18 protein-coding genes and 1 tRNA gene are annotated in these 25,897 nt (G+C 62.7%); 15 read left to right on the top strand and 4 right to left on the bottom strand.

The annotated features are described in order from the left end of the window. Positions 1-10: 10 nt before the first annotated feature. The gene (locus tag B7X90_RS00650; RefSeq protein ID WP_292620791.1) at positions 11-1,414 is read right to left on the bottom strand and encodes an MFS transporter; all 1,404 of its coding nucleotides are present in this window, start codon (positions 1,412-1,414) and stop codon (positions 11-13) included. Between the two features lie 163 nt (positions 1,415-1,577). Between B7X90_RS00650 and B7X90_RS00645 the strand changes: the two genes are divergently transcribed. Next, positions 1,578-2,504 carry an SDR family NAD(P)-dependent oxidoreductase gene (locus tag B7X90_RS00645; RefSeq protein ID WP_292620790.1) on the top strand — a complete coding sequence of 309 codons (927 nt, stop codon included), beginning with the start codon at positions 1,578-1,580 and terminating at the stop codon, positions 2,502-2,504. 143 nt (positions 2,505-2,647) lie between these two features. On the opposite strand, the gene B7X90_RS00640 is transcribed toward B7X90_RS00645, so the two are convergent. Next, positions 2,648-3,817, bottom strand: a complete 1,170-nt coding sequence (locus B7X90_RS00640; protein WP_292620789.1) for an amino acid aminotransferase — start codon at positions 3,815-3,817, stop codon at positions 2,648-2,650. A 129-nt stretch (positions 3,818-3,946) separates the two neighbouring features. Next, positions 3,947-4,729, bottom strand: a complete 783-nt coding sequence (locus tag B7X90_RS00635; RefSeq protein ID WP_292620788.1) for an EipA family protein — start codon at positions 4,727-4,729, stop codon at positions 3,947-3,949. A gap of 236 nt (positions 4,730-4,965) precedes the next feature. Between B7X90_RS00635 and B7X90_RS00630 the strand changes: the two genes are divergently transcribed. From B7X90_RS00630 to B7X90_RS00565, 14 genes are all read left to right on the top strand, one after another. Continuing rightward, positions 4,966-5,058 (top strand) — tRNA-Ser (locus B7X90_RS00630). 141 nt (positions 5,059-5,199) lie between these two features. Then, a complete protein-coding gene (locus tag B7X90_RS00625) occupies positions 5,200-8,124 on the top strand; it encodes a CHAT domain-containing protein (protein ID WP_292620787.1) in 2,925 nt (974 codons plus the stop codon). A 52-nt stretch (positions 8,125-8,176) separates the two neighbouring features. Beyond that, the gene (locus B7X90_RS00620) at positions 8,177-8,755 is read left to right on the top strand and encodes an ANTAR domain-containing protein (protein WP_292620786.1); all 579 of its coding nucleotides are present in this window, start codon (positions 8,177-8,179) and stop codon (positions 8,753-8,755) included. Further along, entirely contained in the window at positions 8,755-9,975 is a 1,221-nt protein-coding gene (locus B7X90_RS00615; protein ID WP_292620785.1) for an ABC transporter substrate-binding protein, read from the top strand. The genes B7X90_RS00620 and B7X90_RS00615 overlap by 1 nt, the downstream gene beginning before the upstream one ends. A gap of 217 nt (positions 9,976-10,192) precedes the next feature. Next, complete coding sequence (locus B7X90_RS00610) at positions 10,193-11,572, top strand: CmpA/NrtA family ABC transporter substrate-binding protein (RefSeq protein ID WP_292620784.1); 1,380 nt, start codon at positions 10,193-10,195, stop codon at positions 11,570-11,572. Between the two features lie 16 nt (positions 11,573-11,588). After that, the gene (locus B7X90_RS00605; RefSeq protein ID WP_292620783.1) at positions 11,589-12,614 is read left to right on the top strand and encodes an ABC transporter permease; all 1,026 of its coding nucleotides are present in this window, start codon (positions 11,589-11,591) and stop codon (positions 12,612-12,614) included. A 12-nt stretch (positions 12,615-12,626) separates the two neighbouring features. Next, on the top strand, positions 12,627-14,306 hold the full coding sequence (locus tag B7X90_RS00600; protein ID WP_292620782.1) for a nitrate ABC transporter ATP-binding protein: 1,680 nt from the start codon (positions 12,627-12,629) through the stop codon (positions 14,304-14,306). A gap of 91 nt (positions 14,307-14,397) precedes the next feature. Further along, positions 14,398-15,657, top strand: coding sequence for an alginate export family protein (locus tag B7X90_RS00595; RefSeq protein WP_292620781.1), 1,260 nt, complete (start codon positions 14,398-14,400; stop codon positions 15,655-15,657). A 360-nt stretch (positions 15,658-16,017) separates the two neighbouring features. Then, the gene (gene nirB / locus B7X90_RS00590; protein WP_292620846.1) at positions 16,018-18,498 is read left to right on the top strand and encodes a nitrite reductase large subunit NirB; all 2,481 of its coding nucleotides are present in this window, start codon (positions 16,018-16,020) and stop codon (positions 18,496-18,498) included. Continuing rightward, the gene (nirD, locus tag B7X90_RS00585; protein WP_292620780.1) at positions 18,495-18,836 is read left to right on the top strand and encodes a nitrite reductase small subunit NirD; all 342 of its coding nucleotides are present in this window, start codon (positions 18,495-18,497) and stop codon (positions 18,834-18,836) included. Before nirB ends, nirD begins: the two co-directional genes overlap by 4 nt. A 163-nt stretch (positions 18,837-18,999) precedes the next feature. After that, entirely contained in the window at positions 19,000-21,528 is a 2,529-nt protein-coding gene (locus tag B7X90_RS00580; protein ID WP_292620844.1) for a molybdopterin-dependent oxidoreductase, read from the top strand. Then, a complete protein-coding gene (gene cobA, locus B7X90_RS00575) occupies positions 21,525-22,331 on the top strand; it encodes a uroporphyrinogen-III C-methyltransferase (protein ID WP_292620778.1) in 807 nt (268 codons plus the stop codon). Before B7X90_RS00580 ends, cobA begins: the two co-directional genes overlap by 4 nt. Before the next feature lie 73 nt (positions 22,332-22,404). Then, the gene (locus tag B7X90_RS00570; RefSeq protein WP_292620776.1) at positions 22,405-23,643 is read left to right on the top strand and encodes a DUF2254 domain-containing protein; all 1,239 of its coding nucleotides are present in this window, start codon (positions 22,405-22,407) and stop codon (positions 23,641-23,643) included. A 224-nt stretch (positions 23,644-23,867) separates the two neighbouring features. Further along, on the top strand, positions 23,868-25,163 hold the full coding sequence (locus B7X90_RS00565) for a site-specific integrase (RefSeq protein WP_292620774.1): 1,296 nt from the start codon (positions 23,868-23,870) through the stop codon (positions 25,161-25,163). A 262-nt stretch (positions 25,164-25,425) separates the two neighbouring features. Here B7X90_RS00565 and B7X90_RS00560 read toward each other — a convergent pair whose 3' ends face one another. After that, a complete protein-coding gene (locus tag B7X90_RS00560; RefSeq protein ID WP_292620772.1) occupies positions 25,426-25,746 on the bottom strand; it encodes a hypothetical protein in 321 nt (106 codons plus the stop codon). Between the last annotated feature and the right edge of the window lie 151 nt (positions 25,747-25,897).

The following is a 25,897-nucleotide window of genomic DNA, read 5'->3' as shown; positions in this document are numbered from 1 at the left end:
CGCCCAACTGTCAGCGGCCAAGCGCTTCCAGCCGTTCAACTTCTTCGCGATAGGGCTTGATCGCCTTGAACATCAGGAACGTGGCCAGCGGCATGAGCACGCTGGCGGTGATCAGCAGCGCCTTCCAAAGCTGCGCAGGATCGCCGATCACCACGTCCTGCACCTTGCCCACTACATAGCTGCCCATCGCGCCGAAGAAGGTGAACATGAACAAGTAGAACGCCGTCACCTGCCCGCGCATGTCGTTGGGTGCGACGCGTTGAACAGCCGCATTCTGTGGCACCGCGCCCGCTATGCCGAACATGCCAGAAAGGCCGAACAGGATCAGCGAGCCCCACGCCGTCGGCATCAGAATGGCCGCAATCGTGCAAACGGTCACCCCTGCCGCGCAACAGGTGGCCGCCCGCACGTTGGCGTCCTTGTAGCGCTTGGCCAGCCATTCCACGAAGATCCCGCCCAGCAGCAACCCGGAGAGCGAGGCGACAAGGATCGTCGCCCCAAGCGCCGCGCCGATCTGCCCTTCGTTCCAACCGAACGTGCGGATCATGAAGGGCACGCGCCAGAACTGCAGACCGAACGTTTCCACCGCGCTCAGCGCCAATGCGCCGAACAGCGGGTAGTATACGCGCGGCTTGGCATTGATCGCCTGGAAGGCGTCAAGCCCCATGAACGTAGCCACGCTGCGCCAGAACCCGCCCCCTGTAACAACCTGCGGCGCATCGGCAACCGGAGCCATGCGCACCGGCTCCTTCACGGTAAGGAACAGCAGCGCCACCAGCAGCGATGGCAGCCCCATGATGATCAGAATCCATTGCCAGCCAAGGATCGTCAGCGGCCCCAGTTGCGTCGCACCCCAGCCTGCCGTTGCCATCACCAGCATCCCGCCGATCAGCGGCCCCAGCGTGGTCCCGCCGATGAAGCCGAATTGCAGCAATGCAAAAGCGCGCGTCAGCTTCTTGGGCGGAAAGGCATCGGCCAGCAGCGAATAGGACGATGGTGCATGGGCAGATCCCCCCGCCGCCAGAAACACGCGGCTGCCCACGAACTGCCCGAAGCTCTGCGCCAGCCCGCCCAGCGAGATGATGACGCCCACCAGCGCCGTGCCGCCCGCCAGCACATATTTGCGCGGGTAGATGTCAGCCAGCCGCGCCAGCGGTATGCCAACAAAGAAGTAGCAGATGATGCTGGCAGGCCCCGCAAGGAAGCCCAGCTGCGAATCGGTCAGCCCGAAATCGCGCTTGATCCGCTCAGCCAACATGCCGAACGTCACCGCATCGAAGAAGGTCAGGAACGTCGCCAACACGATGACGAACAGCGCCCAATAGGCGGACCCCGACGAGGGCCATTCGCGTTGCGCCCCTGCACCCGCCACACCATCCACCTCGGGATTCGCCGTAACGACGACACCTGCCATGACTATTCCTCTCCTGCCGCCGCAGCGCCGTTCGAGCGGCACTTTTCGATGCAACGATATTGTTAGTCTTGCATACAATTCTCGGCTGGTGAATACAAAAGGGCGAAAAATGATTCCCGGCACCGTCAATCGGAACGTCAGGCACACACTTGAGGAGAGTTTCATGCAAAATCTGCCGGGCAAGACCGCGTTCGTAACGGGCGGTGCCAGCGGCATTGGCCTTGGCATCGCCAAAGCGCTGCTGGGCGCGGGCATGAACGTGACCATCGCCGACATCCGCCAGGACCACCTCGATTCGGCGGTTGAGGAACTGGGCGACGGGGACCGCGTGCTGGCGGTACAACTGGACGTCACCAACCGCGCGCAGTTCGCCGAAGTGGCCGATGCAGTCGAAGCACGGTTCGGCAAAATTCACATTCTCGTCAACAACGCCGGAGTCGCCGTCGTCGGGCCGACAGAGCTTGCGACTTTTGCCGATTGGGACTGGGTCATGGGTGTGAACGTGGGCGGCACCGTCAACGGTATCGTCACCATGCTGCCGCGCATTCTGGCCCATGGTGAAGGCGGGCACATCGTCTGCACAGCTTCGATGAGCGCACTGGTGCCGGTCGGCATGACAACGATCTATTCGTCAGGCAAAGCGGCCGTCACATCGATGATGGAATGTATGCGCCCCGAACTGGAGCCGCGCGGCGTGATCTGCAGCGCGTTTTGCCCCGGCGCGGTGCAATCGAATATCGCCGATGCTGCCAAGACGCGACCCGCCGATCTTGCCGAAACCGGCTATGCCGAAGCAGACAAGCGCCGCGCGTCGGGTGGCAACTTCATGCACCTTTACCAGACCAAGGAGCAGGTGGGCGAGCGCGTGCTGGAAGGCATCCTGAACGACGAGCTTTACATCCTCACCCACGCCGAATTCCTGACCGGCGTGGAAGAGCGCGGCCTTGCCACCACGGCGGCGGTGCAGACGCACTTGCCGGAAAACCCGGAATACAAGCAGACCTTCGCAATGCTGTTCCGCAACCCGGCGATCACCGAGGAAATCGCGCGGCAGAACAAGCTGAACGAAGCCCGCAAGGCCACCGCCTGACGTTCCAGCTCGTGCGCGCAGGCGGGGGCCTCAGGCCTTCTGCGCTGACGCGGCATTGTAACGGCGCTTGCCACCAGCTGGTCCGTAGCAACACCGAGGCCCCCGCCTTCGCGGGGGCGCACAGCGTTAGAGGTTGGCGTGCCTCAAGCCACGTCGCGCAAAGCCTCAACAAACTGGTCGATATTGCCCGTGGTGAGCCCGGCAATGTTGATGCGGCCCGATCCCGCCATGTAAACGCCATGCTTTTCACGGATCGCCAAGATCTGTTCGCCGGTCAGCGGCAGCATGGAGAACAGCCCGTTCTGCACGCCCAGAGGTGCCATGTTGATCGGCCCCACCTGCTGCGCTGCGGCCAGACGATCACGCACCCAGCGCATCCGGTCGCGCATCTCGTCCAGCTCGGCCAGCCACATCGCGGTCAGGCCTTCATCGGCAAGGATCAGACGCACCGCAGCCGCACCATGATCTGGCGGCATCGACCACGAAGCGCGCGCAATCGTTGCGCCATTGGCCATCGCGTTGGCCAGCGCCGTAGCGTCAGATGTCACGGCATAAAACGCGCCAACACGGTCGCGATAAAGGCCAAAGTTCTTGTCGCACGAATAGGCCACCAGCGCCTCTGGCACTGCCGAGAGCACCTTGCGCAAGCCATGGGCATCAGCTTCCATGCCCGCACCAAGGCCCTGATAGGCAAGGTCCATCAGCGGCAGCACCTTGCGCTCTGCCAGCAGCGGCGCAATTTCGTCCCACTGCGCTTCGGTATAGTCCACACCTGTCGGGTTGTGGCAGCACCCGTGCAGCAGCACCGCATCGCCCGGTTCAGCCTGCGCGAGCGCCGTCTTCAGCGCATCGAGATCGGCAAAGCCTTCGGCGGTCATGTGGCTGAAGGTCTTCAGCTCCACGCCCACTGCTGCAATGATCTGCGCATGGTTGGGCCACGAAGGCGTGCCCATCCACACGCGCTTCACGCCAGACCGCTTGGCCACTTCTACCGCCAGCCGCACCGCGCCGGTGCCGCCGGGGGCCTGCATACCTTCCACGGTCGACCGGTCGAAGTCCTTGCCGAAAACATAGGGGATCAGCGCGTGGACAAAACCCATGTCGCCTTCGGGGCCGAGGTAAGCCTTAGATTCCTGCGTTTCGAGCAGCTTCGCTTCTGCCGCCTTCATCGCCTTGAACACCGGCGTATCGCCTTCGGACGTGCGATATACGCCCACGCCAAGGTCAATCTTGTCGGCACGCGGATCGGCATTGTGGAGCTTGATCAGCGCCAGCAGCGCATCGGCGGGCTGAGGGGCAAGATTTTCGAGCATGAGCTTGGGCCTTCCATTGCGGGGAGCAAACGCGGCGGCTCCATGCCGCCGGAAGGCCACAGGGGCAAGCCCCACATTGCAATTATAAGGTATGCGCCGGAATATTTGGCTGGAAGTTGCAGGAATGCGTCAGAATGGAAGCCAGTTCTGCTTTTTCGAGAACTTCATGTAGCCGCCGTTGATACCAAGCCGGAGACCTGCACCAGAACGCACGGGAATCAGCACCTTGTCGCCCTTGCGCAAGTAGCTGACATGGAACCCCCCGATCAGATAGGCCTGCCCTTCGCCCGCCGCAAACCTCGTATAAAGTTCTTCGCTGTCATACAGGTTATACACCAGAACGAACGTACTCGCCGCGTTGGCACCAACATCGAAACCGATCGAAGGCCCTGTCCAATAGACCGGACGCTCGCCCTCAATCTTGTGGTGCAAAGTGCCGGAACCATAACGCACCCCAACGACCAGCGCTCCGCCCGCTTCACGACCAACGATATAGCCGTTCGGTTCACCCTGCTTCTTCAGCAAATCCTTGATGATGTCAGCAAGGCCCGAAGCACCCTTGCCGAACACACCCTCGGCCGCGCCGATCAGGTCGTCCTCTTTATAGGACGCACTTGCGGCTGTCGGGGTAGCCGGAGCAACATCGGTCGATGTAGGCGGCACATAGGGCGCCTCAGCGGGAGGTGTATAAGGCTCATCCGCAGGCAAGGCTGGCAAAGTGCCCGCTTCCGGCCCCGCTGGCGTGGCGGCGGGGGATGATGGTGGCGTGGCACCGGGCGCAATCAGATCACCGTCAATCACGGCATTGGGATCGACCTGCTCGACTTGTGCAGCCACCGGATTGCCGACCAACGCCAACATGGCTGCCGCAATGGGGGCGAGTACCCGGATCTTCAGTCGATTCGTCATCATCATGTCCATCCCGTCGGCCGGCCCACTAATCCGCAAACGGACAAGATCGGCGCAGGCTCCTGCAACCTTCACCAGAATCCAACGCTGGCCTCCCGACAATGAACCGGCGATGAGTCGAGTCAGAAACGCGCCCAAGCGTCGCAGACGAGGAATTTTCCCACAGGCGGATTTTTACCTCCGAAGGTCTTGCCGCCCCCCCCGACCCTCGCTATAGCCCCGCCTCGCCGCTGCGATCTGGAGACGTGGGTGAGTGGCTGAAACCAACGGTTTGCTAAACCGTCGTACTGGTAAATCCGGTACCGAGGGTTCGAATCCCTCCGTCTCCGCCATCATTTTTTCGAACACTTCGCCACCCGCCGGGTGCTAGGCGTCCTTTTCTGATGCCGATGTGTCGAATGACGCTGGCACTACCGTAAATTCCCGTTAACCCTTCCTCCCTAACAACCTTACGTTGAACCGGGGACAATCGGATGTCGAAGTTGATCTGGGCAGCGTTGCTTGCAGCAGCGGTGCCAAGCGTTTGCCTCGCCGCCGAATCCGGCAATTCTGCCACTGCCACCACTTTGGCCGATAAGGTCAAAGCGCTAAAAAGCATGGATACCTCTGGCAAACCAGCCGAGGCCCTCGCAAAAATCGATGCCGTGCTTGCCGAGGCGCGAAAGGCCCGAAACGTTGACCCGCTCGATTTGATCTATGCCGAGGCAAGTCGGGCGAACGCCTTGTTCTGGCTTGGCCGTACCGATGAGGCGCTGGACATCTATCAGCGACTTGAGGCCGATCTGGACCGGGGCAAGTACCCGATGACGCCTGATCGTGCCGAACTCGTCAACAACATCGGCTCGCTCTATTCGTCACTGGGCAAGCTGGACGTTGCCACGCGCTACAAGCTGCGCGCACTGACATTGACAGAACAGACCGCAGGCAAGGAGAGCATCGAGTATGCTTCTGCACTCTATGGCCTTGCGCTGGTTGAATTCCGGCAAGGCGAACCACTGAAAGCACTGCCCCGCGTTCGCGAGGCTTTGCGTATTGCCCGCGCCCAGGCGATCCTTTCCGGCGAGAATCTGGAGCATCCCGCGATCTACGGCCTCAGCCTTGGCGCGCTGCTGACGCAATCGGGCGACACGGCTTCTTCCATTGAGCCCGCGCGCGAGGCGGCGGTCTGGGCTGAAACGCATCTTGGCGAAGACCACCGTGTCACTATGGCTGCGCTAAACCAGTTGGGCAGTTCGCTCAGCGATTCCGGCCTTTATGCACAAGCCATCCCGGTCATACGCCGGACGCTTGATCTGCGGGTCAAGGCCTATCCCGAAGGCCACCCGGACATCGCCTTTTCACTCAGCGCCCTGGGATTTGCGCTCGATAATTCAGGGCACAAGGAAGAGGCTCTGCCATTTTACGAACGTGCCGCCGAAATTTTTGAGAAGAGCAACGACAAGAATTATACGACTATCGTGGCGACCGCCATTGGCCAGCTTGCCAGGCTGGCTGCGTGGCGCGGCGACAAAGCCGGGTCGCTTGCCATGCGTGAAAAGGCGCTGCGCCTCGGCCGGGAACGCGCCACTTCTCCCGAACATCCCGATGTCATCTTGGCTGAGGTGAATCTCGCTCGCGAGTATATTTCCCTCAATCGTGCCGACGATGCTTTGCCGCTGCTGAGCCATGCCAACACGGCCTTCCAAAATCGCGCACTCGATTCAAACTTCCGGCGGCTTGGCGGTCTGGTCTTTGCCGAAGTCATCGCCGCACAAAAGGGCGATAGTGCTGGCGCGCTCCAACGGGCGCGCGCGATTCTTGCCCCCGCCCGCGCCCGCCTGCTCGATCGCGCCACGCCGCGCGCAGAAGTAACCCGGCTGGCCGAGCAGTATCACTTCCTGTTCGTTCAGCACGCCCGCCTTGCCATGTCGGCAGACGATGCGGCGCAGGCGTTCGAGGCGCTGCAACTTGCCAACCTTGGCGATCTGCAAAGCGCGATGTCCAGCCTCACCCTGCTCCGCGCGGCAGACAGCCCCGCCGCCACCGAAGCCATCCGCCGCTATCAGGCTCTCGCCACCGATGGCGCACGCCTGCGCCGCACGCTCAACGCGCAAGTCGTTGCGGGCAAAGGCGAAGCTGCCGCCGGCATCAGCCGCCAGTTGGATGAAATCGACGCAAAACTCCGCGCAGAAGACGCACAGCTTGCCGCGCTGATCCCCGGCTATTCGGCGCAAACAGCAGTTGAACCCGCCACCCTTGCTGCCGCGCAGGCCTCGTTGGCTAAAGATCAAGCGTTGGTCCTCTACGGACAGGATGAAGACGGCCTCGTCATCCTCGCCGTCACGCCGGGCAAGGCCGTCATCGCCACCACCGCCATCGCGCCGCGCGCGCTGCTCGGCCTTGAAAAGCGGTTGCGCAGCTCGATTGAAAGCGGCCTTGTCGCCAATGGCAAAAGCGCGTTTGATCGCACCGCCGCGCACGAACTCTATCTGGCGCTGTTCCCCCAGCCGATCCGCGATGCGGTGAAATCCTCCCCCGATCTGCGCATTCTGGCCACCGGCAGCCTCGCCGCCCTGCCCTTTGCCGCGCTTGTCACGCAGGCACCACAGGGCGCTGACGATGCACCCGAAGCCCTGCGCCGCACCCGCTGGCTGGCGCAGAGCCACGCGGTATCGGTCCCGCTTGCCGCCGTGCCGCTGCCGGAAAACCCGCGCGGCAGCAAAGCACGCAGTTTCGCCGGGATCGGCGCACCCGTGTTGGGTGAGCCGGTACGCCTTGCCACGCGCGCCGCCCCCCTGCTCCGCTCTGGCGATACCAGCACGCGGGCACTGCGCCAGCTTGCCAGCCTGCCCGGTGCGGCAGAGGAACTGCGCAGCATGGCCAGCGGCTTCCCCGGCCAGCCCGCGCTCCTGATCGGCGCAGACGCCACCGAAACGGCGGTCAAAGCCGCCCCGCTCCATCTGGCCAGCGTCATCGCCTTTGCCACGCATGGCCTTGTCGGCGGCGCATTTCGCGATCTGGTGGAGCCTGCGCTGGTCCTGACCCCGCCCGATCAGCCGACCGAGGCCGACGACGGCCTGCTGACCGCGTCTGAAATCGCCAAACTTCGGCTCGATGCCGATTGGGTGATCCTGTCCGCCTGCGATACCAGCGCGGGCGACGGTGAAAGCGCGCCAACATTCTCCGGCCTCGCCCGCTCGTTCGTGGCAGCAGGTGCACGCTCGCTGCTCCTGTCGCACTGGCCGGTCCGCGATGATGTGGCCAGCCGCCTCACGCTCGATACGCTGAACGGCGCGGCCAAGGGCCTGTCCCGCGCCGAAGCCCTGCGCCGCGCACAACTGGCCATCATCGCCGACAAAAAGCTCGCAGGCGCGGCCCATCCCGCCACGTGGGCACCCTTCGTGCTGGTCGGAAACTGACGTGAGCACGAATCGCCTTGAAACGCGGGGCCGCCCCGCGCACTAGGCGCATATGCGGATTGCCATCGTCGATGAAAGCGCCAGCCGCGCAGCCGTGATCCGTGAAGGCCTTGCCGCGCTTGACGATTGCGAGATTTTCGTAGTCACCGAGCGGCGCGGCCTCGTCGCTCGCATCGGTGAAATCGGGCCAGACATCGTGCTGATGGATCTAGGCAACCCCTCGCGCGATGTGCTTGAAGAATACTTCGCCGTCAGCCGCGTGCTGGGCCGCCCCATCGCCATGTTCGTGGATGAAAGCGACGAGGAATCGATTGCCGCCTCGGTCGATGCAGGCGTCTCATCCTATGTGGTCGATGGCCTTGCCCCGCACCGCATCCGCCCGATCCTCGATCTGGCCGTGCGCCGCTTCAACGCCTTCTCCCGGCTCCAGTCCGATCTGGCAGAGGCCAAGGGCAAGCTGGCGGACCATGAAGTGATTGCCAAAGCCAAGCGCATCCTGATGGACAGCCGCGGCTTCACCGAACCGCAGGCCTATTCCGAACTGCGCAAAACCGCGATGAATCAGGGCAAACGCATTGCCGACATTGCCGAGGCAGTCGTCACCGCGCACCAGTTGATGGGGGGGAAATGATGGCCGAAGACGCCACGAATGGCGAACTGACCATAGGCTTCCTCCCACTGGTCGATGCCTGCCTGCCCATCCTCGCACGTGAACACGGCTTTGCCGAGGCCGAGGGCCTGTCGCTGCGCCTAGTGCGTGACATGAGCTGGGCCACGGTGCTTGATCGCCTGCTCTATGGCCACAGCGATGCCGCCCACATGGTCGCCCCGCTGGCCATTGCCACCACACTGGGACGCGGCCGCCCCGCGCAGCCGCTTTCGGTGCCCTTCGTGCTGGGCCTCAATGGCAATGCGGTGACGATGCGGCCCGATCTGGCGCGCGCGGTAAACCCGGCGGGCGGCTTGGGCGAACCGGCGGCAGTAGGCGCTGCGCTGAAGGCCCATATCGCAGCCTCCGGCCAGAAGCTGCGCTTCGGCGTGGTTCACCGCTATTCCAGCCACAATTACATGCTTCGGTACTGGCTCGCCGCCTGCGGCATTCGCCCCGACATAGACGTGGAAATCACCACCGTCGCCCCGCCGTTCTGCGCCGATGCGCTCGAATTTGGCGAAGTTGATGCGATCTGCGTGGGCGAACCGTGGAACAGCGTGGCGGTGGAGCGCGGCACCGGCGAGATCGTGCTGGTTACCGCGCAAATCTGGCGGCGCGGCGTGGAAAAAGTCCTCGCCTTCCGCGAACCGGTGATGGAAGCGCGCCGCCCGCAGGCCGAAGCGCTGGTCCGCGCGCTGCGCAAGGCGGGCGAACACTTCGTCGATCCCGCCAATCTTGAAACCAACGCGGCGATTCTGGCGCGGGCAGAGTACCTCGATGGCGACGCCACCCTGATCCGCCGCGCCATTTCAGACCGGCTCCTGCTCCGGCAGGGCGGCGAACTTCTGCACTATCCCGATTTCATGTTCCAGCACCGTGAGGCCGCAAACTTCCCATGGGTCAGCCAGGCAGAATGGCTCTACAGCCAGATGGTGCGCTGGGACGGTCTGGAGTTCGACTCCGCCGATGCCCGCAAGGCCGCCCGCGTATTCCGCCCCGATCTATACCGCAGCGCACTATTGGGCACTGGAGAGCCGTTACCGGGTGCCAGCTCCAAGGTCGAAGGCAGCCTTGCCGGACCCACCTCTGTGTCGATGCAACAGGGATTTATCACGTTGGAAAACAACAGCTTCTTCGATGGTAAGCCGTTCGACCCGGTGTTGCTCGAATCCTACATACAGGGGCAGCGCTCCGCATAAAATTCTATTGCGGTGCAAAAAGAGCTTGCCGAATGGCAGCCGAATCACATAGCTTTCATGCCAAGCCGAGTGGTGCCGCCCAAGGATGGTCGGAAACATCACAACCCGGCTCAGCAATTTCATCGCGTGGCAACGTCGCCGCCCAGACCTCCCATTTCGGGATGCGTTCGGGCGGCTTTTTCGCGTTTGGCACGTCACTTTCGAGGGGTGGTCGAAAATGAACGGACGGATCAACTTCAAACGGCGCAACATGGTCGCAGCGCTGCTCGCCGGGATCGCACTGGCCAGCTGCGGCAAAAGCGCCGACGCGCCGGAAAAGCCCGCCGCCGCTGCCAATGGCCTCGAAAAGCCCGCCCTCAAACTCGGCTTCATCAAGCTGACCGACATGGCCCCGCTCGCCATCGCGCAGGAAAAGGGCTTCTTCCGCGAAGAAGGCCTCAGCGTCACGCTTGAACCGCAGGCCAACTGGAAGGTTCTGGTCGATGGCGTCAGCAGCGGCCAGCTTGATGGCGCGCACATGCTGGCAGGTCAGGCCATCGCCACTGCCGCAGGCTTCGGCGGCAAGGTTCCCTTGATCGCCCCGCTCAGCCTCGACCTTAACGGCAATGCCATCACCGTATCAAACAAGGTGTGGGCGCAAATCGAACCCAAGCTGCCCAAGGGCACTGACGGCAAGGTCACCCACCCGATCTCCGCCGCCGTGCTGAAGGACATGCCGCTCAAGTGGGGCATGGTTTTTCCCACCAGCCCGCACAACTATGAACTGCGCTATTGGCTGGCCGCTGGCGGTATCAACCCCGGGTTTTATCTCCCCGGCGATGTTGCCGGAACCACGTCTGCCCAGATGCAGCTTTCGGTCACCCCGCCGCCGCAGATGCCCTCCACGATGGAAGCAGGCACGATTGACGGCTATTCGGTCGGTGAACCGTGGAACCAGGCGGCGGTCAAAAAGAAGATCGGCGTGCCGGTTATCACCGATGCCGAAATCTTCCCCGAAAATCCCGAAAAGGTTCTCGGCCTGACCGCCGCCTTTGCCGAAAAGAACCCCAAGACCGTCAAGGCCCTGCTCCGCGCCATTATCAAGGCCCAGCAATGGCTTGATGCCGAAAATGGCGCCAACCGCGCCGAAGCGGTGCAGATCCTCAGCAAGTCGAACTACGTGGGCGCCGATGCTGATGTCCTAGCCGCCTCGATGACCGGCCAGTTCACGTTCGGCGCCGGTGACACGCGCCCCGCCCCCGGCTTCAATATCTTCTTCAAACAGAACGCAGGCTATCCGTTCTATTCGGACGCCGTGTGGTTCCTCACGCAGATGCGCCGCTGGGGCCAGATCCCGGCAGACAAGCCCGACCAGTGGTATTTCGACACCGCCAAGGCCGTCTATCGCCCGGAACTCTATCTCGCCGCCGCCAGCGAACTGGCCGAACAGGGCGTGATCCCCAAGGACGCCGTGCCGCAGACCGATGGCTTCAAGCCCGAACAGTCGGGCTTCATTGATGGCCAGACCTTCAACGGCAAGCAGCCCAACGCCTACCTCGCCAAGTTCACCATCGGCCTGAAGCAGGGCCAGACGGTGACCCCGGCAGGCGTCAAGTAACCCAAGGATCAGATCAATGAACGCCGTTCCGCTGCGCAAGGACGAAATCTTCGCTACGCCCTCCAAGGATCAGAAGGCACAGGATCAGGAGGAGGGCGCGCCCCTTCTCCCCGTAACGAAGGAAGGCGCCCCCGTGACCACCGCCCTGAAGCTGCCCTTCGGCTTGAAACTGCCCGAACCGCGCGCCGCATTCGAAACCGCATGGCCACCGCTTGCCGGGATCGGCGGCTTCCTTGCGCTGTGGGCCTTGCTCGCCCCGCTGGTGCAAACCTCTCTCGGCGCGCTGCCGGGGCCGGGTGATGTGTGGTCGGCGTTCCTCGCCCTGATCGAGGAATATCAGGCAGCACGCGTCACGGCGGCAGAATCCGTGGCCGCTGGCTATGCCTTCACCGGCCCGCCCACTTTCATCGACCAGATCGTCACCAGCCTTGAAACCGTGGCGGCGGGCTTCCTGCTGGCCACCGTTGTCGCCGTGCCGCTTGGCCTTGTCGCAGGCATGTCGCGCCGCGTGAACGCCGCCATCAACCCGATCGTGCAGATCATGCGCCCGGTCAGCCCGCTGGCATGGCTGCCCATCGTCACGATGGTCGTCTCGGCCTCGATGGTCAGCGATGATCCCAGCCTGCCCAAGGCCTTCGTGATCTCCGCCGTGGTCGTCATGCTCTGCTCGCTCTGGCCCACGCTCATCAACACCGCCATCGGCACTGCCAGCATCGACAAGGATTTGATCGCCGTGGGCCGCGTGCTGCGCCTCGGCTGGTTCGCCCGCCTCACGCGCCTCGTCCTGCCATCGTCGCTGCCCTACATCTTCACCGGTATGCGCCTGTCGCTCGGCACGGGCTGGATGGTGCTGATTGCCGCAGAAATGCTCAGCCAGAACCCCGGCCTCGGCAAGTTCGTGTGGGACGAATTCCAGAACGGTTCGGAAAAGTCGCTGGCCCGCATCATGGTCGCGGTCGTTGTGATCGGCCTGATCGGCTTTGCGCTCGACCGCGTGATGATGGCCATGCAGGCCTTCGTCAGCCGCAACCGCACCGTCTGAGGAACCCGGAAAATGGCCACGATCCTCTCGCTCAACAATGTCTGCAAAAGCTACACCGGCAAGGCGGGCGGCGTTTCAGAAGTCCTCGGCGGCATCGACCTCGATGTTGAGGAAGGCGAATTCATCGCCATCCTCGGCTTCTCCGGCGCAGGCAAGACCACGCTGATCTCGGCCATCGCTGGCCTTGTCGAACCCGATGCAGGCGAAATCCTGCTGCGCGGCAAGGCGATTGACGGACCGGACAAGGATCGTGGCCTTGTGTTCCAGTCCTACTCGCTGTTCCCGTGGTTGACGGTCGAACAGAACGTCGCGCTCGCCGTGGACTCGGTCCACAAGGACCGCAGCAAGCAGACGCGCGCCGATCTGGTGCGGCAGAAGGTTGAACTGGTCGGCCTTGGCCATGCGATGGACCGCAAGCCTGCGCAGCTTTCGGGCGGAATGCGCCAGCGTGTTGCGGTGGCCCGCGCCCTGGCGATGGAACCTGAAATTCTCCTTCTGGATGAACCACTTTCGGCACTCGACGCCCTCACCCGCGCCAAGTTGCAGGACGAGATCGACCGCATCCGCGAGGAGGAAAAGCGCACGATCATCCTCGTCACCAACGACGTGGACGAAGCGCTGCTGCTGGCGGACCGGGTCGCCGTGTTGACGCCTGCTCCTGCGGCGCACATCGGCCGGATTTTCCCGGTGAACCTGCCCCGCCCACGTGATCGGGAAGCGGTGAACGATAGCGTGGAATTTCAGTCCCTTCGCACCGAGATCGTCACCTATCTCGGCGGCTTGGCGGGGGAGAAAGCCGCCAAGGGGAGTGACTTCGGCCACTTGCCCAACGTCACCCCGCTCGATCTCGCACCGCCGCCCAAGGCCTATCAGGATGCGGCGAAGAAAGGCGCGACGCGGCGGTACATGGAGTTCTGGAAACTGGGCAAGGTCTACCCGACGCCCAAGGGTCCACTGACTGTGGTTGAAGACTTCAACCTGTTGATGGACAAGGGCGAATTCGTCTCACTAATCGGCCATTCGGGCTGCGGAAAGTCCACCGTGCTGACGATGGCGGCGGGCCTGAACGCAATCAGCAAGGGCGGCATCATCCTCGATAACCGCGAAATCGACGTCGCTGGGCCGGACAAGGCGGTGGTGTTCCAATCGCCCAGCCTGATGCCCTGGCTCACCGCGCGGCAGAACGTGGCGCTGGGGGTGGAACGGGTCTATCCGCACGCAACCCGTTCGGAACGCAGGGAAATCATCGACTACTATCTTGAGCGTGTGGGCCTTGCCGATGCGCGTGACAAGATGGCGGCAGAAATGTCCAACGGGATGCGCCAGCGCGTGGGCATCGCCCGCGCCTTCGCGCTCAGCCCGCGCCTGCTGCTCCTCGACGAGCCTTTCGGCATGTTGGACAGCCTTACGCGCTGGGATTTGCAGGACGTGCTGGTCGAAGTGTGGAACCGCACGAAGGTGACCGCCATCATGGTGACCCACGATGTCGATGAAGCGATCCTTCTGGCCGACCGTGTGGTGATGATGACCAATGGGCCGAACGCGACCATCGGCAAGGTGCTGAAAGTGGACCTGCCGCGCCCGCGCGACCGCAAGGAATTGCTAAAACATCCAATGTTTTACGCCTACCGTCAGGAGGTCTTGCACTTCCTTGCGGAGTACGATCACGGCCCGAAATCGAACGCGGCCTGAAGTGCACCAAAATGCACCTAAGAAGCACCTAAGCGCACCTGAGGCGCACGAGAGGATGCCTGGCCGGCCTTTTTGAGGGGGTTCAGGGAACATGAAGAAGACCACATTCGCGGCGGCGCTGCTCGCGTCGTCGATTGCACTCGCACATCCTGCGCACGCCGCCGGAAAACCCGCTTTCGGTGATCCGATTCCGGTCGCCGATGGCCTGACGCTCGATCCGATCATCGACGCGCGCATTCGCTACGAAGGCGTCGATCAACCGACCGTCGACGCCAATGCGCTGACCGTGCGGTTGCGCACCGGGTTGGAGTTGAAGCACGCACCTTCGCACCTTTCGGTGCTGGTTGAAGCTGAAGGCACGCTGGGATTGAACAACGAATACAATGCCTTCCCATTCCTGCTGGCCGGCAGTGCACAGCGCCGCCCGCAGTTTGGCGTGGTGGCCGATCCTGAAAGCATCGATCTCAACCGCGCGCAGATCATGTACAAGGTAAAGGACTTTGCGCTGACTGTCGGGCGGCAGCGGATAAACCTTGATGATCAACGCTTTGTGGGGTCGGTGGGTTGGCGGCAGAATGAACAGACCTTCGATGCCGTGCGCGCCGAGGCGACCGTTGGGCCGGTAAGCTTTGATGGCACTTACGCGATCCAGCAGGATTCGATCTTCGGGTCCGAAGCCGGGCCGCGCCGGTCGATGGACGGGGACTTCGTGTTCCTGCAGGCCGGGACCAAGTTGGGACCGGTGGCCGTCAAGGCGTTCTCCTATATCCTTGATTATGGTGAAGCTTTTGCCTTCACCAACTCGTCACAGACCTATGGCGGGCGCGTTTCGGGCAGCTTCCCCCTGTCCAAGACGCTGAAGCTGAACGTGCTGGCCAGCTACGCTCGCCAATCGGGCATCGGCAGCGCGCCGGTGGCCTATGAAGCGGACTACGTTCTGGGCGAACTTGGGCTGGGTTATCAAGGCTTTACCCTGACCGGCGGCTACGAAAAGCTGGGCGCGGACAAGGCCGTGGGCAAATCCTTCCAGACGCCCTTGGCCACGCTGCACAAGTTCAACGGCTGGGCCGACCTGTTCCTGACCACGCCGGGCAACGGGCTTGAGGATTACTACGTGACGCTGGCCAAGGTCTTCCCGAAAGCGAAGGCTGTTCAGGGACTTAACGCAAACGTGACCTATCATGAGTTCCGCAGCGATGTGGGCGGCGTGAAGTTCGGCAGCGAATGGGACGCCAGCCTTGGCTTCAAGACCAAGAAAGTGGGCTGGCTGGTGAAGTATGCCAACTACAACGCCGACAGGTTTGGCGTGGATCGGGAAATCTTGTGGTTGCAGGCTGAGGTGGCGTTTTGATTTTGCCTTGATGGGTTGTGCGGGTGCTTCGACAGGCTCAGCATGAGCGGGTTTGTGGGCGTTGGACTATCTCCCCCGCTCATCCTGAGCCTGTCGAAGTCCGCTCATCCTGAGCCTGTCGAAGGATGGACGTGCTGCACTGCAAAATAACGCTTGCAGTGCAGTGCCCGAATCGGTTAGCCAAGTGAACGAAGGCCGATGTGCCGCCCAAGGTCGGGCGATTTAGCGCAAAGCCTGAACAATCAACATCGCGTGGCAATGTCGCCGCCCAGACCTCCCAATTTCGGGATGCGTTCGGGCGGCTTTTTCGTGTTGCGCGTTTTGCCAAGGATTACGGAATTGAACGCGCCTTCGACCCTGATGGACAAGGACAACACCGCGCCTGTGAAGGAGCGGCTTGTGGTGATCGGCAACGGTATGGCCGGGTGCCGCGCGGTGGAGGAAATTCTCGCCCTCGATTCCGCCCGCTTCGATGTGACGATCTTCGGCGCGGAGCCGCGGGTGAATTACAACCGCATCATGCTTTCCCCGGTGCTCGCCGGAGAGAAGGCGTTTGAGGACATCGTCATCAATAGTGACGACTGGTACACCGACAACGCGATCACGCTGGTTTCGGGCGATCCGGTGGTGTCCATCGACCGCGCAACCCAGACCGTGGTGGCGAAATCCGGCCGGGTGGAGCCTTATGACCGGCTGCTGATTGCGACAGGATCCGACCCGTTTATCATCCCGGTGCCGGGCAAGGATCTGGCGGGCGTGGTGACGTTCCGTGATCTGGATGACGTGGACAAGATGCTGACCGCTGCTGAAAAGGGCGGCAGCGCAGTGGTGATCGGCGGTGGCCTGCTCGGGCTGGAGGCAGCGCATGGCCTCTCGCTTCGTGGCATGAAGGTCACCGTCGTTCACCTTATGCCCACGCTGATGGAACGCCAGCTGGATGAAGCGGCGGGATACCTGCTGAAAACCGAACTGGAGCGGCGCGGTCAGACCATTGTGACCGGCGGCGATACCGCTGAAATCGTTGGGCGCGATGGCCAAGTTTCCGCTGTCCGCCTGAAGGATGGGCGCACCTTTGACGCCGATATCGTGGTGATGGCCGTGGGCATTCGCCCCGGCACCACGCTGGCCAAATCGGCCGGGATCGAGGTGGAGCGCGGCATCGTGGTGGACGACCACATGGTGACGAGCGACCCGGCGATCATGGCGGTGGGTGAATGCGTGCAGCATCGCGGGGCCTGCTATGGCCTGGTGGCACCGCTGTGGGACATGTGCCGGGCGCTCGCCGATGCGGCTTGTCAGCAGCCTTCGGGTTATGAAGGTTCGGTCACGTCTACCAAGCTGAAGGTTTCAGGGATCGACCTGTTTTCCGCCGGGGACTTTTCAGGCGGGGATGGAGCCGAAGACATCGTGATGCGCGATGCTGCGCGCGGGGTCTACAAGCGCGTGGTTGTGAAGGACAACCGGCTGGTCGGCGCGGTGCTCTATGGTGATACGGCGGACGGGAACTGGTACTTCGACCTGCTGAAAAAGGGTGAGGACATCTCCGACATCCGCGAAGCGCTGATCTTTGGTCAGGCTTTCGCCAGCGGGGGCGCCCTGCTGGACCCTAATGCCGCCGTTGCAGCACTTTCGGACGACGCAGAAATCTGCGGCTGCAACGGCGTTTCCAAGGGCAAAGTGATCGAGACGATCAACGCAGGCGCGTGCAGCCTTGATGCGGTGCGCAGCACCTGCAAGGCTTCGGCAAGTTGCGGATCATGCACTGGCCTCGTCGAAAGCCTGCTGGCGCTGACGCTGGGCGGCGAGGTGCAGTCGGGGCCGAAGACAATGTGCAAATGCACCAGCTTCAGCCACGATGATGTGCGCCGCCTGATTGGTGAAAAGTCGCTGCGGTCCATCCCGCAAGCGATGCAGGAACTGCACTGGACCACGCCGGATGGCTGCTCATCGTGCCGCCCTGCGCTCAACTACTACCTGCTCTGCGCATGGCCGGGCGAGTATGAGGACGACCAGAAGAGCCGCTTCGTGAACGAGCGCCTTCACGCCAATATCCAGAAGGACGGCACATATTCGGTGGTGCCGCGCATGTGGGGGGGCCTCACCAACCCGCGTGAATTGCGCGCGATCGCCGATGTGGTGGAGAAGTTCAACGCGCCGATGGTCAAGGTTACCGGCGGCCAGCGGTTGGACATTTTCGGGATCAAGAAGGAAGACCTGCCTGCGGTGTGGGCCGATCTGAACGCGGCGGGCATGGTTTCGGGCCACGCCTATGGCAAGAGCTTGCGCACGGTGAAGACCTGCGTTGGCAGCGAATGGTGCCGCTTTGGCACGCAGGATTCCACCGGCCTTGGCGTGAAGCTGGAGCGGATGACCTGGGGATCGTGGATGCCCCACAAGTTCAAGATCGCGGTATCCGGCTGCCCCCGAAACTGCGCGGAAGCGACGATCAAGGACTTCGGCGTGGTCTGCGTGGACTCCGGCTACGAACTGCACGTTGGCGGCAACGGCGGGATCAAAGTGCGCGCCACCGACCTGCTGTGCAAGGTGGCGACCGAGGCCGAAGTGATGGACGTGTGTGCGGCCTTCATCCAGCTTTACCGCGAACAGGCGCACTATCTGGAGCGCACCGCGCCGTGGATCGAGCGCGTGGGCCTGGACCATGTGAAGGCCGGGCTGTTCGATGATGCGGACAGCGTAAAGCGCCTCGCAGCGCGGTTCCGCTATTCGCAAACCTTCTGTCAGGACGACCCGTGGGCCGAGCGCGTGGCGGGCAAGGACGCCGATCTGCACCAGCATCTGGCCGAAGTGCGGCCCCTTTCGATCACGGAGTATGCGCAATGATCGGCGATTGGCTCGACATCGGTTCGGTGGACCAGATCACCCCCGGCACCGCGCGCACGCTGCCGGTGGTGGGCTTTGACGAAATCGCGGTGTTCCGCACGCAGAAGAACGAGTTCTATGCGCTGGTGAACAAGTGCCCGCACAAGCAGGGACCGCTTTCGCAAGGGATCGTTCACGATAACGTGGTGACCTGCCCGCTGCACAACTGGAATATCTCGCTGAAGACCGGTGAAGCGCTCGGCGAAGACAAGGGGTGCGTTCCCACCATTCCGATGAAGGTGGACGCGGGGCGGATGTATCTGCTGCGCTCTGCCGTGGTGGGGAAGCGGGCAGCGTGAGGAGCATTTGCGCGACCTTCCTCCCCGCTACGGGGAGGGGGACCGCCAGCGCAGCTGGTGGTGGAGGGGGGTATCGCTTTCAACGGTGCTTGCCCGCTTGGTGGCGCGAGGGGGATAGCCCCCTCCACCGCCTGCGGCGGTCCCCCTCCCCGTGCCGGGGAAGATGGGCATGATCCGCACCACTTGCGCCTATTGCGGCGTTGGCTGCGGCATCGCTGCCGAGGTGATGGGCGAGCGTTGCGTCACCATCCGGGGCGATGCGGCGCATCCGGCCAACTTCGGCAAGTTGTGTTCAAAAGGCACACATCTGGGAGAAACAGTCTCGCTCGATGGCAGACTGCTGCACCCGATGATCGGGGAACGTCGCGCCGGGTGGGATGAGACGCTGGATCTGGTGGCGGACAGGATGCGGGCTTGCATTGCCGAGCATGGGCCTGACAGCGTGGCGCTTTACGTCTCGGGCCAGTTGCTGACCGAGGACTACTATGTCGCCAACAAGCTGATGAAGGGGTTCGTCGGCAGTGCCAACATCGACACCAATTCGCGCCTGTGCATGGCGAGCGCGGTGGCGGCGCACAATCGCGCGTTTGGTGAGGATATCGTACCGGTCACTTATGACGATCTGGATGAGGCGGACCTGATCCTGCTGGTGGGATCGAACACCGCGTGGTGCCATCCGGTGATCTGGCAGCGGATCGAGGCCGCGCGGGAAAAGCGCGGCACGAAGATCGTGGTGATCGACCCGCGCCGGACCGAGACCGCTGAGCAGGCCGACTTGTTTGTGCCGGTGCTGCCGGATGGCGATGTGGGGTTGTTCAACGCGCTGTTGGTGGAGATGGCGGCGCGGGGGTTGGTGGATGAACATGCCCTCCCCCAACCCCTCCCGCCTGCGGGAGGGGAGAACGGTGGCGTTTCGGCTGAGACGTTTACCGCGCTTGCCGATCTTGTCGCTGCGCATCCGCGCATGGTGACGGTATTTTCGATGGGGGCGAACCAGTCTGTTGCGGGGACGGACAAGGGTAATGCGATCATCAATCTGCATCTGGCGATGGGGCGGATCAATATGCCCGGCGCGGGGCCGTTTTCGATGACCGGGCAGCCCAATGCGATGGGCGGGCGCGAGGTGGGTGGGCTGGCCAATATGCTGGCGTGCCATCTGGGCTTTTCCGGTGAGGAGCGCGCCGATGTGGCGGCGTTTTGGCAAGCGCCGCGCATCTGCAGCGGGCCGGGGCTTAAGGCGGTGGACCTGTTTCGCGCGGTGCATGACGGGCGCGTGAAGTTCCTGTGGGTGATGGCGACGAACCCCGCTGTTTCGATGCCCGATGCGGGCTTTGTGCGCGAGGCCTTGGCACGGTGCGAGACGGTGATCGTGTCCGACGTGATTGCCGATACCGATACTGCGAAGCTCGCGCATGTTCGTCTGCCCGCGCTGGCGTGGGGCGAGAAGGACGGGACGGTGACCAATTCGGAGCGCCGCATTAGCCGCCAGCGCGCACTGTTTGCCGCGCCGGGAGAAGCGCGCGCAGATTGGGCGATCATTGGCGATGTAGCGCAGCGGATGGGCTTTGCCGGGTTTGATTGGACCAACGCCGCGGGCGTGTTCCGCGAATATGCGGCGATGACGGCGCTGGCGGTGAAGCACGGCAAGGTGCTGGACCTGATCGACAAGGCCGGGCTTTCTGACGCGGAATACGAGGCGATGGAGCCGTTCCTGTGGGGCGGGCGGCATCCGATGGCGGGGCGTGCGATGCGCCATGTGCCGGTGGAGGCGCGGGTGCGTGAGGCCGATCCCGACTATCCGCTGCGGCTCAACACCGGGCGTTATCGCGACCAGTGGCACACGATGACGCGCACGGGTCTTTCGCCCACATTGGCGCAGCATCGGCGCGAGCCTTTGCTGGAAGTGCATCCGGCTGATGCGGCGGGTCTTGCAGATGGCGGTCTGGCGCGGGTGGTGACGGCTTCAGGCGCGTCGGTGTTCCGCGTGTCTGTGACTGAGGCGCAAGCGCGGGGGCAGGTGTTCGTGCCGATGCACTGGACCGATGCGATGGCCAGCGGCGGGCGCGGGAATGTGCTTCCTGATCAGTCGGTTGATCCCGTCTCCGGCCAGCCCGGTTTCAAGAACAATGCCTGCCGGATTGAACCGGTGGCGAGCGATTGGCGCGCGTTTCTGGTGCGGCATGATGCGATTGCGCCGCAAGGGCTGGCTTGGTGGAGCCGTTCGGCCATCGCGGGGGGCTGGCTTTATGAGCTGGCGGGCGATGGCGCGGTGGACGCTGATGTGCTGCTGCCTGCGGGTGAGCGCGTGGAGGCGGTCGACATGGCGCGCGGGATGCGGCGGCTGGCGGTGCTGGACGCGGGCGGAATGCTCAAGGCCGCACTCTACGTGACGCGCACCGGGCAACTCCCCGCTCGGGAGTGGATTTCATCCCAGCTTGGCGCAGGCGGTGCGGCCCTGCCCGAACTGCTAGCCGCGCGGCCCAGCGCCCCTGCCCCGGATCGCGGACCGGTGGTCTGTGTGTGCCATGGGATCGGCGCGAAGCAGCTCCTCGCCGTGGTGGAACAGGGCGCGGGCACGGTGGCCGATGTGGGCAAGGCCTGCGGTGCGGGAACCAATTGCGGATCGTGCCGCCCGGCCATCGCCCGGATGCTGCGCGAATGGAACGAGACACTGGTGGAGGCTGCGGAATGAGCGACTTTCCCGACGGAACGGTGTGGCTGGTCGGCGCGGGCCCGGGCGATCCCGAACTGCTCACGCGCAAGGCCGAACGCCTGATCGGCATGGCAACCGTGGTGTTCCACGATGCGCTGGTGGGAACAGGCGTGCTGGACATGGCAGCACCCGGCACACGACTCGTGCATGTGGGCAAGCGGTCCGGGCGACACTCGAAGGATCAAGGCACCATCGACAGGCTGATCGTGGCGGCAGCCCTTTCCGGGGAGCGTGTGGTGCGGCTGAAAGGCGGCGATCCGGCGATCTTTGGCCGCGCGACCGAAGAACTGGACGCCTGCCACGCTGCGGGCGTGGCAGTGCGCATCTGCCCCGGCGTGACGGCGGCAAGCGCGGCAGCGGCAAGCCTTGGCGCATCGCTCACCCTGCGCGGCTTGGCACGCAAGCTGACGTTCGTAACCGCACACGCCCGCGCTGGCGAAGCGCTCGATCTGGATTGGGCCACGCTGGCCGATCCCGAAGCGACGCTGGCGGTTTACATGGGCAAGGCAGCAGCCACCGACGTCTCACGCAACCTGATTGCGGCGGGCCTGCCTGCGGACACGCCGGTGGCGCTCGTCGAATCCGCCAGCCTGCCGGAGGAGCGCCACTTTCACACCCGTCTCGATCTGCTGCCGCTGGTGGCCCGCACCGCATTGGGCGATGGCCCGGCGCTGCTGCTGATCGGACGAGCGCTGGCGAAAGGCCAGGCAGCCTCGATGGCGGCGATCCGGCCAGAATCCAGCCTCGTGTCCAATCGCCAGTCATTGCCCGCGCAAAGGTAGCCGTCACTGCTGGCGGGGAACCAACCGACCCGCACGGTTGTTGAAACGGACAGGGCATTTCGGGGGGGCACCAGTGAACAGATGGCAATGGGCGTTGCGGCTATTGACCCGCCGCATGTGGTTTCGCGCAGCCCTGTTCTGCATTTTTGCGATCATCCTTGCGCTGGCCAGTGCGGTCGCTGGCGAAATCATCCCATATGCCTTTGCCACAAAAGTTGGCGCGCAGTCGGTCGACAACATTCTCAATGTGCTGGCATCCAGCATGTTGGCCGTCACCACCTTTTCGCTCACGGCCATGGTCAGCGCCTATTCCGGCGCCACCAGCAACATCACGCCACGGGCCGTGCAACTGCTGGTCGAGGATTCGACCGCGCAGAACGCACTTGCCACATTCCTTGGCAGCTTCCTGTTCGCCATCGTGGGCATCATCGCGCTTTCGACCGACTTTTATGGCGAAACCGGGCGCGTGATCCTGTTTGGCGGGACAATTCTGGTCATCGCCAACATCGTCATCACCTTTCTGCGCTGGATCGAACACATCACCCGCTTCGGCAGGGTGAACGACACGATCGACCGGGTCGAAGCCGCAACGCTCAAGGCCGCGCAGGTAATGGGCCAACCGCCGCATTTCGGCCCCCGCCTGCGCCGACCGGTGCCCGATGGCGCCACTCGCATCCACCTTGAGGAGATCGGCCGTATTACCCACGTCGACTTTGCGACGTTGCGCGAAGTGGCAGATGATCTGAACGCCACCATTTTCCTGTCGGCCATGCCGGGAATCATGGCCGATCCGGCGCGCATGGTGGCATGGACCGTGGCAAAGCCTGATTGCAGCCAGATGGAACGTCTGCAATCGGCCTTTACCATTGCCCATGACCGCGCGTTTGATTCCGATCCGCGCTTCGGGCTGGTCGTCCTTTCGGAAATCGCGTCGCGCGCCCTGTCGCCTGCTGTCAACGATCCCGGCACGGCGATTTCCGTTCTGGAAGCCGGCACCCGCGTTCTCGCCGTCATGGCAACGATGCAGCCCGATGAAGACCATGCGGCTTCTGACAAGCTGATCGTGCCGCCCCTGTCCTTTTCCGAAATGCTCGAAGACCTCTACCGCCCCATCGCGCGTGATGGCGCCGCGCTGATCGAAGTGGCGATCAGGCTGCAGAAATCCCTGGCCGCTCTGGCCGAACCAACCCCCGCGGCAAAGCCCGATTGCAAGGCCGCCGCCACTGAAGCCTACGCCCGCGCCCATGCCGCCATGACTGCCGAAGCAGACCGGACAAAGATCACGCAGATTCACCAGCGATACTGGTCCTGACGCTGCGCAGATTGCATCGGTCGGTAGCCGGGCATGTGTGCCTTAGCGCGTGGACACGAACATTGACGGACAGGGAAATGGAGCGGGTGAAGGTAATACAATAAACCACTACAATTACTCACTATTTTTTGCTATAATGGCCTACACAGAACCTGCACAGGCACGGGGAATCAATCACTTACCCCGCTATTCTGCACAGTTTCTGCACAGTAGGAAGCAGGGAAATGAATTTCATCCTCGATAAAGAGCAGGTCAAACCGGGCCTTATTATCTTCCGGCGCGGCGATGTCGGGCACGATAACTACTATTGCCGTGTCAGAATCCAGAACGAGGACCGCTACAAGACAATCTCGCTCCGCACGGCTGACAGGCAGGCGGCGCGTGACAGAGCGCTGGACGAATATGCCGATATTCGTTTTCGAGTGAAACACGACGTTCCCGTATTCAATCGCCCCTTTTCACAGGTGGCGGAGGAATATGCCGACGCCCAACAACGCCGCGCCAATGCAGGCGAAGTCAGCAAAGCCCGCTCAAGAAATATCAGAAGCAAGATCGACGGCCCCCTCAAGGCTTATGTCGGCAGCACACAGATTCACTTGGTTACGCAGGATCGTTGGGCCGACTATCCGCTGTGGCGACGGGAAAACGGCGAAGGCCGCCGCAAAGGCGTCATCAGCGATTCAACCATTCGTATCGAGATGACCATTTTCGCTGCCATTATGAATTTCGCTATCAGCAAGCGGTATGTGCCCGCGCACCACCGCTTTGAAGGGATGCCGAAACTCAAATCCAATCGCCGCGACGAGTTCACGCTTGAGGAATACCGCAAGCTGCATACGAAGGGGCGCAAATGGATGAAGGAGGCGACCACGCCGCAGGGCGTCTGGTATCGCCAAATCTGCTACAATTTTATCCTCATCATGTGCAACACAGGGATGCGCCCGCCCGAGGCGAAGAACCTACGCTGGCGGGACATCACCACCGCCAAGGACAAGGACGGTCAGGAAATCCTTGTCCTTTATGTTCAGGGCAAGGGCAAAACCCGCAAGCTGATTGCCCCGGTCAGTGTCGCCAAATACCTTGACCGGGTGCGCGAGCTTTCCAAGGCCACCAAGCCCGACGACCATGTCTTTACGATCATCAACGGCAAACCCGCCAAATGGCTCTATCGTGATACCGTCGAAGAATTATTGAAATACACCGATCTTCGCGAAGGCCCGAGCGGCATTCCCCGCACGACCTACTGTTTCCGCCATACCTACGCCACCCTCCGGCTGTCAGCCGGGGTCGATGTCTATATCCTCGCCCAACAGATGGGCACTTCCGTCAAAATGATCGAACAGCACTATGGCCATGTGAACACCATCAAACATGCCGACCGTGTGTTGATGGGCATTGGCGGATGGGACGCCATGCACGTCGAAATGAACGCCGAGATTGACGAGCTGGAAGCCAAGGCGAAAGCTGTTGAATCTATCAAGGCCAAGCAGACGGAAAAACCGTCCCGGCCCAAACGCTAGCCCGCATCGTTAAAGCCATCGAGTTCGATGGCCGATGCAACAGGGCTTTCGCGTTACTGCCGTGTTCCCCGACGCACCGCTGGTGCTCCCCGGTCGTGGAATCCGGCCAAGCGGGTATGGGAAATTGGCGCGCAGAGCTTCAAGCGCCCCCATAATCGCGTCTTTCCGCGAGGGCTGTTGCCTCAGCCGCTGGCGAAACAGAGGCATCAGGTCGCGGACGATCAATCGGCCAAATCATCTTCGATAAAACGAAGAAACGCCTTTAGTCGTTATTATCTCGGGTAAACCGCGACTTTGCCGTCGCGCGGCTCGCAATCAAATCCTTGCGTGCCGACTCATCCGGCCACGGCAACCGCTCCGGGTTGCCGCGCAGGATCGTTTTGAGGGCGCGGCGGATGGTGGTTTCGTTCCTGAACACCTCAATCGCCCGCCCGGCCTGATCGTCCTTGGTGACGACGCAGCGCCGCACGAGGAGCTGCACCCAGCCATCGTCGCCACGCGAGATGACTTCGGCGGCGATCTTACGCTCGCCTACTTTGGTTGACTTGCCTTTGCTCCTACCCCGGCGGCGCGAAGCGAACACCGCTTCGCTCCACTGTATCAGGTCGCTTTCGATAAAGTCCCTGTCTGGAATCCAGGTCGTGTCCCATATGGTGGTGTAGGTTCGCCGGCGTAGCCTTAGCGATCTCCGGCCAAGCCGGGTTGATCATGCTGCCATAGGGGGCAACGTGATG

The sequence above is a fragment of the Novosphingobium sp. 17-62-19 genome (assembly GCF_002256775.1).
Classification (GTDB): Bacteria; Pseudomonadota; Alphaproteobacteria; order Sphingomonadales; family Sphingomonadaceae; genus Novosphingobium.
This window is presented reverse-complemented; position numbering and strand designations above follow the sequence as displayed.